Source organism: Pseudomonas oryzihabitans (assembly GCF_006384975.1).
Taxonomy (GTDB): domain Bacteria; phylum Pseudomonadota; class Gammaproteobacteria; order Pseudomonadales; family Pseudomonadaceae; genus Chryseomonas; species Chryseomonas psychrotolerans_B.
Genome location: NZ_CP021645.1, coordinates 3,137,736 through 3,152,380, shown reverse-complemented (window position 1 = coordinate 3,152,380; position 14,645 = coordinate 3,137,736). Strand labels below are relative to the sequence as shown.

Annotated in this window: 21 protein-coding genes; all 21 read left to right on the top strand. The window is 60.5% G+C overall.

Annotated features, from left to right (window positions below; genetic code table 11):
- Positions 1-8: 8 nt before the first annotated feature.
- The 21 genes from rplN to CCZ28_RS14010 all read left to right on the top strand — a co-directional run bounded on the left by rplN (position 9) and on the right by CCZ28_RS14010 (position 14,567).
- Entirely contained in the window at positions 9-377 is a 369-nt protein-coding gene (gene rplN, locus CCZ28_RS14110) for a 50S ribosomal protein L14 (RefSeq protein WP_007161241.1), read from the top strand.
- Positions 378-389: 12 nt separating this feature from the next.
- A complete protein-coding gene (rplX, locus tag CCZ28_RS14105) occupies positions 390-704 on the top strand; it encodes a 50S ribosomal protein L24 (RefSeq protein WP_017640283.1) in 315 nt (104 codons plus the stop codon).
- 19 nt (positions 705-723) lie between these two features.
- Positions 724-1,263 carry a 50S ribosomal protein L5 gene (rplE, locus tag CCZ28_RS14100; RefSeq protein WP_007161239.1) on the top strand — a complete coding sequence of 180 codons (540 nt, stop codon included), beginning with the start codon at positions 724-726 and terminating at the stop codon, positions 1,261-1,263.
- 13 nt (positions 1,264-1,276) lie between these two features.
- On the top strand, positions 1,277-1,582 hold the full coding sequence (rpsN, locus tag CCZ28_RS14095; RefSeq protein ID WP_140218970.1) for a 30S ribosomal protein S14: 306 nt from the start codon (positions 1,277-1,279) through the stop codon (positions 1,580-1,582).
- Positions 1,583-1,743: 161 nt separating this feature from the next.
- Positions 1,744-2,136: a 30S ribosomal protein S8 gene (gene rpsH, locus CCZ28_RS14090; RefSeq protein ID WP_058760895.1), complete on the top strand. Its 393-nt coding sequence runs from the start codon at positions 1,744-1,746 to the stop codon at positions 2,134-2,136.
- An 11-nt stretch (positions 2,137-2,147) separates the two neighbouring features.
- Positions 2,148-2,681: a 50S ribosomal protein L6 gene (gene rplF, locus CCZ28_RS14085; protein ID WP_058760894.1), complete on the top strand. Its 534-nt coding sequence runs from the start codon at positions 2,148-2,150 to the stop codon at positions 2,679-2,681.
- A gap of 10 nt (positions 2,682-2,691) precedes the next feature.
- Complete coding sequence (gene rplR / locus CCZ28_RS14080; RefSeq protein WP_058760893.1) at positions 2,692-3,042, top strand: 50S ribosomal protein L18; 351 nt, start codon at positions 2,692-2,694, stop codon at positions 3,040-3,042.
- Positions 3,043-3,045: 3 nt separating this feature from the next.
- On the top strand, positions 3,046-3,546 hold the full coding sequence (gene rpsE / locus CCZ28_RS14075; protein ID WP_058760892.1) for a 30S ribosomal protein S5: 501 nt from the start codon (positions 3,046-3,048) through the stop codon (positions 3,544-3,546).
- Between the two features lie 2 nt (positions 3,547-3,548).
- A complete protein-coding gene (gene rpmD / locus CCZ28_RS14070) occupies positions 3,549-3,731 on the top strand; it encodes a 50S ribosomal protein L30 (protein ID WP_007161233.1) in 183 nt (60 codons plus the stop codon).
- Positions 3,732-3,734: 3 nt separating this feature from the next.
- Positions 3,735-4,169 carry a 50S ribosomal protein L15 gene (gene rplO / locus CCZ28_RS14065; protein WP_007161232.1) on the top strand — a complete coding sequence of 145 codons (435 nt, stop codon included), beginning with the start codon at positions 3,735-3,737 and terminating at the stop codon, positions 4,167-4,169.
- Positions 4,170-5,501, top strand: a complete 1,332-nt coding sequence (secY, locus tag CCZ28_RS14060) for a preprotein translocase subunit SecY (protein WP_140218968.1) — start codon at positions 4,170-4,172, stop codon at positions 5,499-5,501.
- A 30-nt stretch (positions 5,502-5,531) separates the two neighbouring features.
- Positions 5,532-5,648 carry a 50S ribosomal protein L36 gene (gene rpmJ, locus CCZ28_RS14055; protein WP_002555468.1) on the top strand — a complete coding sequence of 39 codons (117 nt, stop codon included), beginning with the start codon at positions 5,532-5,534 and terminating at the stop codon, positions 5,646-5,648.
- 130 nt (positions 5,649-5,778) lie between these two features.
- A complete protein-coding gene (gene rpsM / locus CCZ28_RS14050) occupies positions 5,779-6,135 on the top strand; it encodes a 30S ribosomal protein S13 (protein ID WP_007161230.1) in 357 nt (118 codons plus the stop codon).
- Between the two features lie 30 nt (positions 6,136-6,165).
- Entirely contained in the window at positions 6,166-6,555 is a 390-nt protein-coding gene (gene rpsK / locus CCZ28_RS14045; RefSeq protein WP_003281811.1) for a 30S ribosomal protein S11, read from the top strand.
- A gap of 16 nt (positions 6,556-6,571) precedes the next feature.
- Positions 6,572-7,192 (top strand): 30S ribosomal protein S4, encoded by a 621-nt coding sequence (gene rpsD, locus CCZ28_RS14040; RefSeq protein ID WP_017640289.1) that lies wholly within the window; start codon positions 6,572-6,574, stop codon positions 7,190-7,192.
- Positions 7,193-7,214: 22 nt separating this feature from the next.
- Positions 7,215-8,216 carry a DNA-directed RNA polymerase subunit alpha gene (locus tag CCZ28_RS14035; protein WP_058760890.1) on the top strand — a complete coding sequence of 334 codons (1,002 nt, stop codon included), beginning with the start codon at positions 7,215-7,217 and terminating at the stop codon, positions 8,214-8,216.
- A 44-nt stretch (positions 8,217-8,260) separates the two neighbouring features.
- Entirely contained in the window at positions 8,261-8,650 is a 390-nt protein-coding gene (gene rplQ, locus CCZ28_RS14030; protein ID WP_007161227.1) for a 50S ribosomal protein L17, read from the top strand.
- A gap of 200 nt (positions 8,651-8,850) precedes the next feature.
- Positions 8,851-10,308, top strand: coding sequence for a catalase (locus CCZ28_RS14025; protein WP_140218966.1), 1,458 nt, complete (start codon positions 8,851-8,853; stop codon positions 10,306-10,308).
- Positions 10,309-10,453: 145 nt separating this feature from the next.
- Positions 10,454-12,658: a YccS family putative transporter gene (gene yccS, locus CCZ28_RS14020; protein ID WP_205894586.1), complete on the top strand. Its 2,205-nt coding sequence runs from the start codon at positions 10,454-10,456 to the stop codon at positions 12,656-12,658.
- 87 nt (positions 12,659-12,745) lie between these two features.
- Positions 12,746-13,645: a sugar nucleotide-binding protein gene (locus tag CCZ28_RS14015; protein ID WP_205894585.1), complete on the top strand. Its 900-nt coding sequence runs from the start codon at positions 12,746-12,748 to the stop codon at positions 13,643-13,645.
- A complete protein-coding gene (locus tag CCZ28_RS14010) occupies positions 13,638-14,567 on the top strand; it encodes an NAD-dependent epimerase/dehydratase family protein (protein WP_140218962.1) in 930 nt (309 codons plus the stop codon). Before CCZ28_RS14015 ends, CCZ28_RS14010 begins: the two co-directional genes overlap by 8 nt.
- Positions 14,568-14,645 lie beyond the last annotated feature (78 nt).

Genomic DNA, 14,645 nt, shown 5'->3' with positions numbered 1-14,645 from the left:
AGAGAGCCATGATCCAGACTCAATCCATGCTTGACGTCGCCGACAACAGCGGCGCTCGTCGCGTGATGTGCATCAAGGTGCTCGGCGGTTCCCACCGCCGCTACGCCGGTATCGGCGACATCATCAAGGTCACCGTCAAGGAAGCAATTCCGCGCGGCAAGGTGAAGAAAGGTCAGGTGATGACTGCTGTCGTCGTGCGTACCAAGCACGGCGTCCGCCGCACCGACGGTTCCATCATCCGCTTCGACGGTAACGCCGCGGTTCTGCTGAACAACAAGCAAGAGCCGATTGGCACCCGTATCTTTGGGCCGGTGACCCGTGAACTTCGCTCCGAGAAGTTCATGAAGATCGTCTCCCTTGCCCCCGAAGTGCTGTAAGGAGTAGCCGACATGCAAAAGATTCGTCGTGACGACGAGGTAATCGTCATTGCCGGCAAGGACAAGGGCAAGCGTGGCAAGGTGCTGAAGGTGCTCGCCGATGACCGTCTGGTCGTTGGTGGGGTCAACCTGATCAAGCGCCACACCAAGCCCAACCCCATGCTGGGCGTTCAGGGTGGCATCGTAGAGAAAGAAGCCCCTCTGCATGTCTCCAACGTTGCCATTTTCAACTCCGAGACCAACAAGGCTGACCGCGTTGGTTTCAAAGTCGAAGACGGCAAGAAGATTCGTATCTTCAAGTCGACCCAAAAAGCGGTCCAGGCCTGAAGCTGCTAGGTAGATCACCATGGCTCGATTGAAAGAGATTTATCGGAAGGAAATCGCGCCCAAGCTGAAAGAGCAGCTTCAGCTGGGTAACGTGATGGAAGTTCCGCGCATCACCAAGATCACCTTGAACATGGGTCTGGGCGAAGCGGTCGGTGACAAGAAGATCATCGACAACGCTGTAGCTGACCTGGAAAAGATCGCTGGTCAAAAGCCGGTCGTGACTTATGCCCGCAATTCCATTGCTGGCTTCAAGATTCGCGAAGGCTGGCCGATCGGCGTCAAGGTGACCCTGCGTAGCGATCGCATGTACGAATTCCTGGATCGTCTGCTGTCCATCTCCCTGCCGCGCGTGCGTGACTTCCGCGGCCTGAATGCCAAGTCCTTCGATGGTCGTGGCAATTACAGCATGGGCGTGAAAGAGCAGATCATCTTCCCGGAAATCGATTACGACAAGATCGATGCGCTGCGTGGCATGGACATCACCCTGACCACCACCGCTCGTACCGACGAGGAAGGCCGTGCGCTGCTGCGTGCGTTCAACTTCCCGTTCCGTAACTGATTGAGGTCTTCAGATGGCTAAGCAAAGCATGATTAACCGCGAGCTGAAGCGTCAGCAGACGGTTGCCAAGTTCGCCAAGAAGCGCGCCGAGTTGAAGGCGACCATCGGTAACGTCAACGCCTCTCCCGAGGAGCGTTGGAATGCCCAGGTCGCCCTGCAGAAGCAGCCCCGTGACGCCAGCGCCAGCCGCCTGCGTAACCGCTGCCGCCTGACCGGTCGTCCGCACGGCGTCTACCGCAAGTTCGGTCTGTCCCGCATCAAGCTGCGTGAAGCAGCCATGCGCGGTGACGTGCCCGGCCTGGTGAAGGCCAGCTGGTAACAGTTAGCGCCTTTCATCGCGGTAATTGAATCAAGCCCCTCTTGGGGCTTGATTCGTTTCTGGCCGATCTCTAGAATGCTCGGCTCGCCCGAATCGGCCTATTGCCGAGGGGTGATTTTGAGAGCCGGAAGGCTCGTTTCTGTATTAGGAGCTAATAGCCCATGAGTATGCAGGACCCGTTAGCAGACATGCTAACTCGTATCCGTAATGCCCAGATGGCTGAAAAGACCGTCGTGAGCATGCCTTCTTCCAAGCTGAAGGCAGCCGTTGCCAAAGTCCTCAAGGATGAAGGTTACATTGCGGATTTTCAGGTCAGCGCGGAAGCCAAGCCGTTGCTGTCCATCGAGCTGAAGTATTTCGAAGGCAAGCCTGTCATCGAAGAACTCAAGCGTAGCAGCCGTCCCGGTCTGCGCCAGTACAAAGCCGTTGATCAGCTGCCGAAAGTGCGTGGCGGTCTGGGCGTGTCGATCGTTTCCACCAACAAAGGTGTGATGACTGATCGCGCAGCCCGTGCTGCTGGTGTTGGCGGCGAAGTGCTCTGCACAGTCTTCTAAGGGGAATCAGCATGTCTCGCGTTGCTAAAAACCCCGTAAGACTGCCTGCGGGCGTCGAAGTGAATCTGGCCGGTCAGGCTCTTTCGATCAAGGGTGCCAAGGGCGCTCTGGAACTGAAGGTCCATCCGTCCGTAGAAGTTACCCAAGAGTCCGGTGAGCTGCGTTTCGCTGCTCGCAATGGCGATCAGCAGACCCGTGCGATGGCCGGCACTACCCGTGCCCTGGTCAACAACATGGTGATCGGCGTCAGCCAGGGCTTCGAGCGCAAGCTGCAACTGGTCGGTGTGGGCTACAAGGCCCAAGCCAAAGGTCAGGTGCTGAACCTCGCTCTGGGCTTCTCTCACCCTGTGGACTACGAACTGCCGCAAGGCATCACCGCAGAAACCCCCAACCAGACCGACATCCTGATCAAGGGTATCGACAAACAGCTGGTAGGTCAGGTTGCGGCTGAGATTCGTGGTTTCCGTCCGCCGGAGCCTTACAAGGGCAAAGGTGTACGGTATGCCGACGAAGTCGTCCACCGTAAAGAAGCCAAGAAAAAGTAGGGCATAGCAAATGACCGTCAAGAAAGAAACCCGACTGCGTCGCGCTCGCAAGGCTCGTCTGAAGATGCGCGAACTGGAAGCGGTCCGTCTGTGCGTGTACCGCTCTTCCCAGCACATCTATGCCCAGGTCATCGCGGCCGACGGCAGCAAGGTCCTGGCCAGCGCTTCTACGCTGGACAAAGAACTGCGCGAGAGCGCTACCAGCAACGTCGAGGCGGCCAAGAAAGTTGGTCTGCTGGTCGCCGAGCGTGCCAAGGCCGCTGGTGTTACCCAGGTAGCCTTTGATCGTTCTGGCTTCAAGTACCATGGTCGCGTCAAGGCGCTGGCCGACGCTGCTCGTGAAGGCGGGCTGGAGTTCTAAGTCATGGCAAATAACGATCAAAAGCGCGACGAAGGCTACATCGAGAAGCTGGTTCAAGTTAACCGCGTAGCCAAAACCGTGAAAGGCGGCCGTATCTTCGCCTTCACCGCTCTGACCGTGGTTGGCGATGGCAAAGGCCGCGTTGGCTTCGGCCGTGGCAAGGCCCGTGAAGTGCCTGCCGCCATCCAGAAGGCTATGGAAGCCGCTCGCCGCAACATGATCCAGGTGGATCTGAACGGCACCACCCTGCAGTACCCGGTCAAGGCTGCCCATGGCGCCTCCAAGGTGTACATGCAGCCCGCTTCCGAAGGTACCGGCATCATCGCCGGCGGTGCCATGCGCGCCGTGCTGGAAGTGGCTGGTGTCCAGAACGTCCTGGCCAAGTGCTACGGCTCCACCAACCCGGTAAACGTGGTGTACGCGACCTTCGAAGGTCTCAAGCACATGCAGGCGCCGGAAGCTGTTGCTGCCAAGCGTGGCAAGAGCGTCGAGGAGATTCTCTGATCATGGCTAATGCAACCGTCAAGGTCACGCTGATCAAGAGCGTCCACGGCCGTCTGGCCAATCACAAGGCTTGCGTCAAGGGTCTCGGCCTGCGTCGCATCGGTCACACCGTCGAAGTTCAGGACACTCCTGAAAATCGCGGCATGATCAACAAGGCCTACTACCTTCTGCGTGTGGAGGGTTAAGTCATGAAATTGAACGATCTGCGTTCCGCTCCCGGCGCTCGCCGTGAGAAGCTGCGTCCCGGTCGTGGTATCGGTAGCGGCCTGGGTAAGACCGGTGGTCGCGGCCACAAGGGTCTGACCTCCCGCTCCGGCGGTAAGGTCGCTCCCGGCTTCGAGGGCGGTCAGCAGCCGCTGCACCGTCGTCTGCCCAAGTTCGGCTTCGTTTCGCTGAAAGCCCTGGACCGTGCCGAGGTTCGTACCTCCGAGCTGGCCAAGGTTGATGTCGACGTCGTCGATCTGCAGGCGCTGAAAGACGCCAACGTGATCAGCCGTGACATCAAGCGTGTCAAGGTCGTGCTGTCCGGCGACGTCACTCGTGCCGTCACCCTGAAGGGCATTGGTGCCACCAAGGGCGCCCGTGCAGCCATCGAAGCAGCTGGCGGCAAGATCGAGGAATAAATGGCTAAGCAAGGTGCTCTCTCTGCGCTCAGCAAGAGCGGTGGTATGTCCGAGCTGTGGACCCGCCTCCGATTCCTGTTTCTGGCGATCATCGTCTACAGGATCGGTGCGCACATCCCTGTTCCGGGTATCAATCCCGATCAGCTGGCCGCACTGTTCAGGCAGAACGAGGGGACCATTCTTAGCCTCTTCAACATGTTCTCCGGCGGTGCGCTGGAGCGGATGAGCATCTTCGCACTGGGGATCATGCCGTACATCTCGGCATCGATCATCATGCAGCTGCTTACCGCGATCAGCCCACAGCTGGAGCAATTGAAGAAAGAGGGTGAGTCTGGTCGTCGCAAGATCAGCCAGTACACCCGTTACGGCACGCTGGTTCTGGCGCTCGTTCAGGCCACCGGGATGTCGGTAGGACTCGCCAGTCAGGGCGTGGCGTTCAGTGTGGGCTTCAGCTTCTACTTCGTCGCTGTCACCACCTTTGTCGCCGGTGCTCTGTTCATGATGTGGCTCGGTGAGCAGATCACCGAGCGCGGTATCGGCAATGGCATCTCGATGCTGATCTTTGCTGGTATCGTCGCGGGCTTGCCCCGCGCCATCGGTCAGTCCTTCGAATCGGCACGGCAGGGTGACATCAATATTTTCGCGCTGATCATCGTTGGTGTAGTGGCTGTGGCCATCATCGCCTTCGTGGTGTTCATCGAGCGCGGGCAGCGTCGCATTGCCGTGCACTACGCCAAGCGTCAGCAGGGCCGCAAGGTCTTCGCTGCGCAGAACAGCCACCTGCCGCTCAAGGTGAACATGGCCGGGGTTATTCCGGCGATCTTCGCCAGCAGCATCCTGCTGTTCCCGGCGTCGCTCGGTTCGTGGTTCGGTCAGTCCCAAGGGCTTGGTTGGTTGCAGGACGTAGCTCAGGCTATCGCGCCCGGCCAGCCGCTGAATATCTTGCTGTTTAGTGCAGGGATCATCTTCTTCTGCTTCTTCTATACAGCGCTGATGTTCAACCCCAAGGACGTGGCTGAGAACCTGAAGAAATCCGGGGCGTTCATTCCGGGCATTCGTCCAGGTGAGCAGTCCGCGCGCTACATCGACGGCGTGCTGACCCGGCTGACCATGTTTGGTGCCCTGTACATGACGGCGGTGTGCTTGTTGCCCCAGTTTCTGGTGGTCGCGGCGAACGTGCCGTTCTATCTCGGTGGGACCTCGTTGCTGATCGTGGTGGTTGTGGTCATGGACTTCATGTCCCAGGTCCAATCCCATCTCGTATCTCATCAATACGAGTCCCTGATGAAGAAAGCCAACCTGAAGGGCTACGGCAGCGGCCTCATGCGCTGATCCGTTACCCGTAAGGTTAGAGGAGTTGTCATGAAAGTTCGTGCATCGGTCAAGAAGCTGTGCCGTAACTGCAAGATCATTCGCCGCGAAGGTGTCGTGCGCGTGATCTGCAGCGCTGAACCGCGTCACAAGCAGCGCCAAGGCTGAGTGTGAATCACGCGTCTAACCCGGCAGCTAGTGTGCTGCCGGGTTGATCATTTGTTCCTACAGCGTTAATATCGCGCGCCCTTTTCTTGGCTTCCGGGGCGTCGGTAGCTGTCAATTGGAGTTTTTCTGAATGGCCCGTATTGCAGGCGTCAACATTCCAGATAACAAGCACACTGTTATCTCGCTGACCTACATCTATGGTGTCGGTCGCACCACCTCTCAGAAGATCTGCGCGGCCACCGGCATCGAGCCGACCGCCAAGATCAAAGAACTGAGCGACGAGCAGGTCGATCAGCTGCGTAACGAGGTCGCCAAAATCCTCACCGAGGGTGACCTGCGCCGCGAAATCAACATGAACATCAAGCGCCTGATGGATCTGGGTTGCTACCGCGGTCTGCGTCACCGCCGTGGTCTGCCGGTCCGTGGTCAGCGCACCAAGACCAATGCCCGTACCCGTAAGGGCCCGCGCAAGCCGATCCGCAAGTAATCGCATCCGCGAATCGACAGGAATCTAGTCATGGCAAAACCTGCTGCTCGTCCTCGTAAGAAAGTCAAAAAGACAGTGGTTGATGGCATCGCCCATATCCACGCCTCTTTCAACAACACCATCGTGACCATCACCGATCGTCAGGGCAACGCTTTGTCCTGGGCGACCTCCGGTGGCTCCGGCTTCCGTGGCTCCCGTAAGAGCACCCCGTTCGCTGCCCAGATTGCAGCCGAACGTGCCGGCCAAGCCGCTCTGGAATATGGTCTGAAGAATCTGGACGTGAACGTCAAAGGTCCCGGCCCCGGCCGTGAGTCCGCTGTTCGTGCCCTGAACGCCTGTGGTTACAAAATCGCCAGCATCACCGACGTGACGCCCATCCCGCACAACGGGTGCCGTCCGCCGAAGAAGCGTCGCGTGTAATAGGAGACAGTGAGAAATGGCTCGTTACATTGGTCCCAAGTGCAAACTGTCCCGCCGCGAAGGCACTGATCTCTTCCTGAAGAGCGGCGCTCGTGCCCTCGACTCGAAGTGCAAGCTGGAAACCGTTCCTGGTCAACACGGCCAGCGTCGCGGTCGTCTGTCCGACTACGGTCTGCAGCTGCGTGAAAAGCAGAAAGTCCGCCGTATCTATGGCGTGCTCGAGCGTCAGTTCGCTGGTTACTACCAGGAAGCTGCCCGTCGCAAGGGCGCTACCGGTGAAAACCTGCTGCAACTGCTCGAATGCCGTCTGGACAACGTGGTGTATCGCATGGGCTTCGGCGCCACTCGCGCGGAATCGCGCCAGCTGGTCTCCCACAAGTCGATCACCGTTAACGGTCAGACCGTCAACATTCCCTCCTATCAGGTCAAGGTCGGTGACGTCGTCGCTGTCCGTGAAAAGGCCAAAAACCAGCTGCGTATCGCTCAAGCTCTCGAGCTGTGCGGCCAGCGTGGCCGTGTTGAGTGGGTCGAAGTGAGCACCGAGAAAAAGGAAGGCACCTTCAAGAGCGTGCCGGCCCGTGGTGATCTCTCCGCCGACATCAACGAAAACCTGATTGTCGAGCTCTACTCCAAGTAAGGGCTAGAAAGTAGGTGCATCCATGCAGAGTTCGGTAAATGAGTTCCTGACCCCCCGCCATATCGATGTGCAGGCGGTTAGTCAGACCCGTGCCAAGATCACCCTCGAGCCTCTCGAGCGTGGTTTCGGCCATACCTTGGGCAACGCGCTGCGGCGTATCCTGTTGTCCTCCATGCCTGGCTGCGCGGTAGTCGAAGCAGAGATCGACGGTGTTCTGCACGAATACAGCGCCATCGAAGGCGTGCAGGAAGACGTGATCGAGATCCTGCTCAACCTCAAGGGTCTGGCCATCAAGTTGCACGGCCGTGACGAAGTCACCCTGAGCCTGAGCAAGAAAGGTCAGGGGCCAGTTCTGGCCTCCGACATTCAGGTCGATCACGATGTCGAGATCGTCAACGGCGATCACGTCATCGCTCACCTGGCGGACAACGGTTCGCTGAACATGAAGCTGAAAATCGCGCGCGGTCGTGGCTATGAGCCCGCCGATGCACGTCAGAGCGAAGAAGACGAAACCCGTGCTATCGGTCGTCTGCAGCTCGACGCTTCGTTCAGCCCGGTGCGTCGCGTGGCGTACGTGGTGGAAAACGCTCGGGTCGAGCAGCGTACCAACCTGGACAAGCTCGTGCTTGACCTGGAAACCAACGGTACTCTGGATCCGGAAGAAGCCATCCGTCGTGCTGCCACCATCCTGCAACAGCAGCTGGCTGCGTTCGTCGACCTCAAGGGCGACAGCGAGCCGGTCGTGGTTGAACAGGAAGACGAGATCGATCCGATCCTGTTGCGTCCGGTAGACGATCTGGAACTGACCGTTCGTTCGGCTAACTGCCTCAAGGCGGAGAACATCTACTACATCGGTGACCTGATTCAGCGTACCGAAGTGGAGCTGCTCAAGACCCCGAACCTGGGTAAGAAGTCCCTGACCGAAATCAAGGACGTCTTGGCCTCCCGTGGTCTGTCGCTCGGTATGCGCCTGGACAACTGGCCCCCTGCAAGCCTTAAGAAGGACGACAAGGCTACTGCCTGATCGTCATTGTTCACCGAACGTTAGTTTGGGAAGGAATTTCAATCATGCGTCATCGTAAAAGTGGTCGTCATCTGAGCCGCACGAGCGCACACCGCAAGGCCATGTTCCAGAACATGGCTGTGTCGCTGTTCGAGCACGAGCTGATCAAAACTACCCTGCCGAAAGCCAAGGAACTGCGCCGCGTTGCCGAGCCGCTGATCACCCTGGCCAAGGAAGACAGCGTCGCCAACCGTCGTCTGGCTTTCGACCGTACCCGTTCGAAAGCTGCCGTTGGCAAGCTGTTCAACGACCTGGGTAAGCGCTACGCCAACCGTCCGGGTGGCTACCTGCGTATCCTGAAGTGCGGTTTCCGCGCCGGCGACAACGCCCCCATGGCGTACGTCGAGCTGATCGACCGTCCGGTCGGTGGTACCGTGGAGCAGGCTGCTGAGTAAGCAGTCTCGTTCCTGAAAAAGCCGGGCGCTTGCCCGGCTTTTTCATGCCCGGCGTTTGGCCGACGGCTTGGGTGCCGTAGTGAAAGCGTTTCGGTTATTTCTATCAGGTCGCTAGGATCAATAAATTAGTCCTAAAGTATTGCCTTGGCGATACTTCTCCCAGGCGCGATTAGCCAACGCTATCCAGAGGGAGACAGTCCGTGACCGATACCAAGATCCTTACCACTGCCAGCGGCATACCGGTGGCCGATAACCAGAATTCTCGCACCGCCGGTCCCCGTGGCCCGCTGATGCTCGACGATTTCCATCTAGTCGAGAAGCTGGCGCACTTCAATCGCGAAGTCATTCCCGAGCGCCGCGTTCATGCCAAGGGCTCTGCTGCCTACGGCACCTTTACTGTGACCCAGGACATCACGCACCTGACCAGCGCCAAGCTGTTCGCCAGCGTGGGCAAGCAGACCGAAACCATTCTGCGTTTCTCCACCGTGGGTGGTGAGCGGGGATCGGCGGATACCGAGCGCGATCCCCGAGGTTTCGCCTTGAAGTTCTATACCGAAGAAGGCAACTGGGACATCGTCGGCAACAACACCCCGGTGTTCTTCATCCGCGATCCGCTCAAGTTTCCGGACTTCATCCATACCCAGAAGCGCGATCCCTGGAGCAACCTGAAAAGCCCGCAGATGATGTGGGATTTCTGGTCGCTGTCGCCGGAGTCGCTGCACCAGGTCACCATCCTGTTCTCGGATCGCGGTATTCCGGATGGCTATCGCTTCATGCATGGCTTCGGTAGCCACACCTTCAGCCTGATCAATGCCCAGGGTGAGCGGCACTTCGTGAAGTTCCACTTCAAGAGCCAGCAGGGCATCAAGAACCTGGCGCCGGCCGAGGCGGCCCGTTTGGCCGGCACCGATCCTGATTACAGCCAGCGCGACCTGTTCCAGGCCATCGAGCGCGGCGAATTCCCGCGCTGGACGATGTGCATTCAGGTGATGAGCGAGCAGGAAGCGGCTGGCCGCGTTGAGAACCCCTTCGACGTGACCAAGGTGTGGTCGCAGAAGGACTATCCGCTGCAGGAAGTCGGCGTACTGGAGCTCAACCGCAATCCACAGAACTACTTCGCCGAAGTGGAGCAGGCGTCTTTCGCGCCGAGTAACGTGGTGCCGGGTGTGGGCCTGTCGCCGGATCGCATGTTGCAAGGCCGGGTGTTCGCCTATGCCGATGCCCAGCGCTATCGGGTGGGGACCAACTACCAGCAGCTGCCGGTCAACGCCCCGCGCTGCCCTTATGCCAACAACCAGCGTGACGGCGCCATGCGTTTCGATGGCAATGGTGGTTCCCTGCCCAACTACGAGCCGAACAGCTATGGTCATACGCCCAAGCAGGCGCCGCAATACCGCGAGCCGGCGCTGAACTTCGCCGGCCCGGCCGATCGCTACGATCACCGGGTGGACGAGGACTATTACAGTCAGGCCGGGGCACTGTTCCGCCTGATGAACCCTGACCAGCAGGCCTTGCTGATCGGCAATATCGTCGGCGCCCTGGGTTCGGTGACCCGTGGCGTCCAGCTGCGCCAGATCGGTCATTTCCTCAAGGCCGACCCTGCCTACGGCACGGGTGTGGCCAAGGGCTTGGGTATAGATCCTAGCGAAGTGGCCTGATACAGGCCTAGAAAAGGCCCGGCTGATGCCGGGCTTTTTTTCGTCCGTTAAAAAAATCGTGGAAAGGCTGTCTCGGACGCCTCTGGCGACGTCGCAATGCTAAGGTTCGCATCAAGCGCGAAAACTCGAGGCTAGCTCTCCCGTCATGACTCTGTTCGGAGTGTCTTTGCGCCAATTGTGGGCGCATGAAAAAGCCAGCTATGGCGTGCGCGTCTTTGTCGCCCTGAGTGGCGCCATGGCCGTCTGCTGGTCGCTGGGCGATCTGCGTGCGCTGTCGCCGGTGTTCCTTGGCATCATCGCCAGTGCTCTGGCGGAGACCGACGACAGCTGGCTGGGCCGGCTCAAGTCGCTGGTGGTGACGCTGCTGTGTTTTGCCGTAGCGGCCTTCTCGGTGGAGTTGCTGTTCCCCTATCCCTGGATCTTCGTGGTGGGGCTGGGACTCGCTACGTTCAGCCTGACCATGCTCGGCGCCATCGGCGAGCGCTATGCGTCCATCGCGCAGGCCACGGTGATTCTGTCGATCTACGCCATGATCGGGGTGGATCAACGGCTGGGAACGCAGATGCCGCTATGGTACGAGCCAGCACATCTGCTAGCTGGTGCCCTGTGGTATGGCGTTCTGTCGGTGCTGTGGTGCGCGCTGTTCGCTCATCAGCCCGTGCGCCAGAATCTGTTCGCGCTCTATGGCGAGCTGGGCATCTTCCTGAAGCTCAAGGCCGAGATGCTCGAGCCGGTGCGGGGTGTCGACCTGCATCAACGGCGCGTGCTGCTGGCGCAGCAGAATGGCAAGGTGGTGCAGGCGCTGAACCAGGCCAAGGCGACCATTCTCAATCGCTTCGGCCGCTCGGGGCGGCCCGGTGCGCGCTCGGGCCGCTATTTCCGGCTGTATTTCATGGCCCAGGACATCCACGAGCGTGCCAGCTCGTCGCACTATCCCTACAGTGCGCTCACCGAGGCCTTCTTCCATAGCGATATCCTGTTTCGCTGCCAGCGCCTGCTCAAGTTGCAGGCCAGTGCCTGCTTCAACCTGGGCGAGGCGATCAGACTCGGTCAGCCCTTCGAGTACGGCCAGCAGAGCCAGCAGGGATTGATTGATCTACAGGCGTCGCTGGAATACCTCAAACAGCAGCAGAATCCGCGCTGGCGCAGTCTGTTGCGCTCGCTGGATCTGCTCGGCCACAACCTTTCGACCCTGGAGCGGCAGTTTTCCGAAGCGGGCACCAGCGATTCGGGGGCAGCGGATCTCGACACCAGTCTGCTCGACCCGTCCGCGCGCTCGCTGCGGGAAGTCTTCCAGCGCATCCGTCTACAACTCACGCCGACCTCGCTGCTGTTCCGTCACGGCCTGCGCATGGCCCTGGCGCTGATGATCGGCTATGGGGTGTTGCACCTGATCCATCCGGTGAACGGTTACTGGATCCTGTTGACCACGGTGTTCGTCTGTCGGCCGCAGTATGGGGCGACCCGGGTGCGGCTGGTGCAGCGAATCGTGGGCACGGTGATCGGGCTGCTGCTGGGCAGTGCCTTGCTGGAATTGTTCACCCAGCCGGAAATCCAGCTGCTGCTGGCACTGGTGGGGGGATTGGTGTTCTTCATCACGCGGACGGATCGCTACACCGTCGCCACTGCTGCCATCACCCTGATGGTGCTGTTCTGCTTCAACCAGGTGGGCAATGGTTTCATGCTGATCTGGCCGCGCCTGCTGGACACCCTGATGGGCTGTCTGATCGCAGTACTGGCGGTGTTCTTCATCTTGCCGGACTGGCAGGGGCGACGGTTGCACCAGGTGATGGCCAACACGCTACGCACCAATGCCCTCTACCTGCGCCGCCTGCACGAGCAATATCGGACCGGCAAGCGCGACGATCTCGACTATCGTGTGGCACGTCGTAATGCCCATAACGCCGATGCGACGCTCTCGGCGGCGCTGGCCAACATGCTGCGTGATCCCGGGCATTTCCGCCGCAATCTGGAAGCCGGTTTTCGCTATCTGGCCCTATCCAATACGCTGCTGGGTTATCTGTCGGCCCTGGGGGCGCATCGGCGTCAGTTGGAGGCGGCCGAGCACGATGCCCTGGTGGAGCGCGCCGTAACCCGGATCGCCGAGGGCATGGAGGCCATCGCCGCCGCAGTGGCGGAGCGGCGCAGCCTGCCGCCAACCGCCGAGGAAGAAAGTACCCTGGCCGATGAGCTGGAGGCTGCGGCGGACGGCAACGACGATGGCTATCGGCTGGTCTGCACTCAGCTGGCGCTGATCTGCCGGTTGCTGCCCAATCTCAAGAGCGCTGCCAACCATACCTTGCGCGAACAAACCCGTGAGCAGCCCGCCCTGAGCACGGCCGATGCTTGAGCAAGGCCTGCGCGACGCGCTATGTTGGCCGGTCTGCGTCGAATTCCTCGACGTCCGTTTTTGCTGGTTTGAAGGCTGTTTCGACTCATGCGTATGCGTCTTCTAGTAGTGGGCGGGGAGAGCGCCCTGGGCAAGGCGCTGCTGACCGCAGGTGCCGAAGCAGGCATCGAATTCATCGCTCCTGAAATGCCGGCGGAAGGCTGGTATGCCGCCGGCCTGACCGAGGCGCTGGACCGCGTCCGTCCGGGTGCCGTGATCAATCTCGCCTATTACCACGATTGGTTGCAGGCGGCGGATTTCGATCCCGCCACGATGCAGCGCCAGGCGCTGGCGGTGCAGCGGCTGGCCGGCCTCTGCCAGCACTACCAGATTCCGCTGATCCAGCCGTCCAGTTATCGGCTTTTCGATGGCTCGCGCGTAGCCGGCTATAGTGAAAAAGACCTTCCGCGGCCTCCGGGCGCGCGTGGTGAGGCGCTCTGGCGGGTCGAGCAACTGGTGCGTGCTCTCTGCCCGATGCATATCCTGCTGCGCCTGGGCTGGGTGCTGGACGACTCGATGGACGGCCGCCTGGGACGCCTGCTGCGGCAAATGAATGACGAGCAGGTCGTTCCGCGGTCGGGCGATCGGCGTGGCAATCCGACCACTGTGGGCGATGCCGCCCGGGTGCTGTTGGCCATCGTCAAGCAGCTCGATTGCGGGGCGCCGCTATGGGGGACCTATCACTACGGGGCCCAGGAAGCGGTCTCGGAGTTGGGCCTGGCCGAGACCCTCGCCACGCTCTGGCAGGAGTTCGACCGGCCGGTGCATTGCGAATGGCAGGACGTGCCGCACCAGGAGCGCGCGGATGCCGCGGAGGAGCCACAACATGGGGTGTTGATCAGCCGCAAGCTGCTCAACACCTTCGGGATCAAGGCGCGACGCTGGCAGCAGGAGTTGCCGGCGTTGTTGCAGGGCTTTCGGCAGGACGAGGTAGGTTTCGATGAGTGATGCGCCCATTCTGATCACTGGCGGTGCCGGTTTCATCGGCTCGCACCTGGCGGATGCGCTGCTAGCCCGTGGCCAGCGCGTGCGGATACTGGACGACCTCAGTACTGGCAAGCGCGAGAATCTGCGTCTCGACGATGAGCGCCTGCAGTTGCGGGTAGGCGACGTGGCCGATGCCGCGACGCTGGAAGCCGCGGTAGCGGGCTGCGCGGCGGTGGTGCATCTGGCAGCGGTAGCCTCGGTGCAGGCGTCCGTCGAGGATCCGGTCGGTACCCACAAGGCCAATTTCATCGGCACCCTGAATCTCTGCGAGGCCATGCGCAAGGCCGGGATCAAGCGGGTGGTCTATGCCTCCAGCGCGGCGGTATATGGCGCCAACGGCCAGGGCCAGGCCATTGACGAAGAGCTACCCAAGGCGCCGCTCACGCCCTATGCGGCCGACAAGCTGGCCGGCGAGTATTACTTCGATTTCTATCGCCGCCAGCACGGCCTGGAGCCGGCGATCTTCCGTTTCTTCAACATCTACGGCCCGCGGCAGGATCCGTCTTCGCCCTATTCGGGGGTGATTAGCATCTTCACCGAGCGGGCGCGGCGCCAGACGCCGATCATGGTGTTCGGCGATGGCGAGCAGACCCGCGACTTCGTCTACGTGGCCGATCTGGTCGACATCCTGGTGCAGGCGCTGGAAGCGCCCGAGGTCGCGGCCGGTGCGGTGAATGTCGGACGTGGCGAGACCATCAGCCTGAACGCTCTGCTGGCCGAGATCGGCCAGGTGCTCGGTGGCCTGCCAGAGGTGACCCATGGCGCGGCGCGTTCGGGTGACATCCGCCATTCGAAGGCGGATAACCGCCGCCTGCGCGAGCGCTTCGATTTCAGTCGCCCCACGAGCATGGGCGCTGGATTGGCGGCGTTGTTGCGGGACTAGCGACTGGAGCCAGGGGCACACCCTGGCCTGTCGGGCTTCGCCGGTGGAGCTTTCTCAGCGCCAACCTACGATAGATCG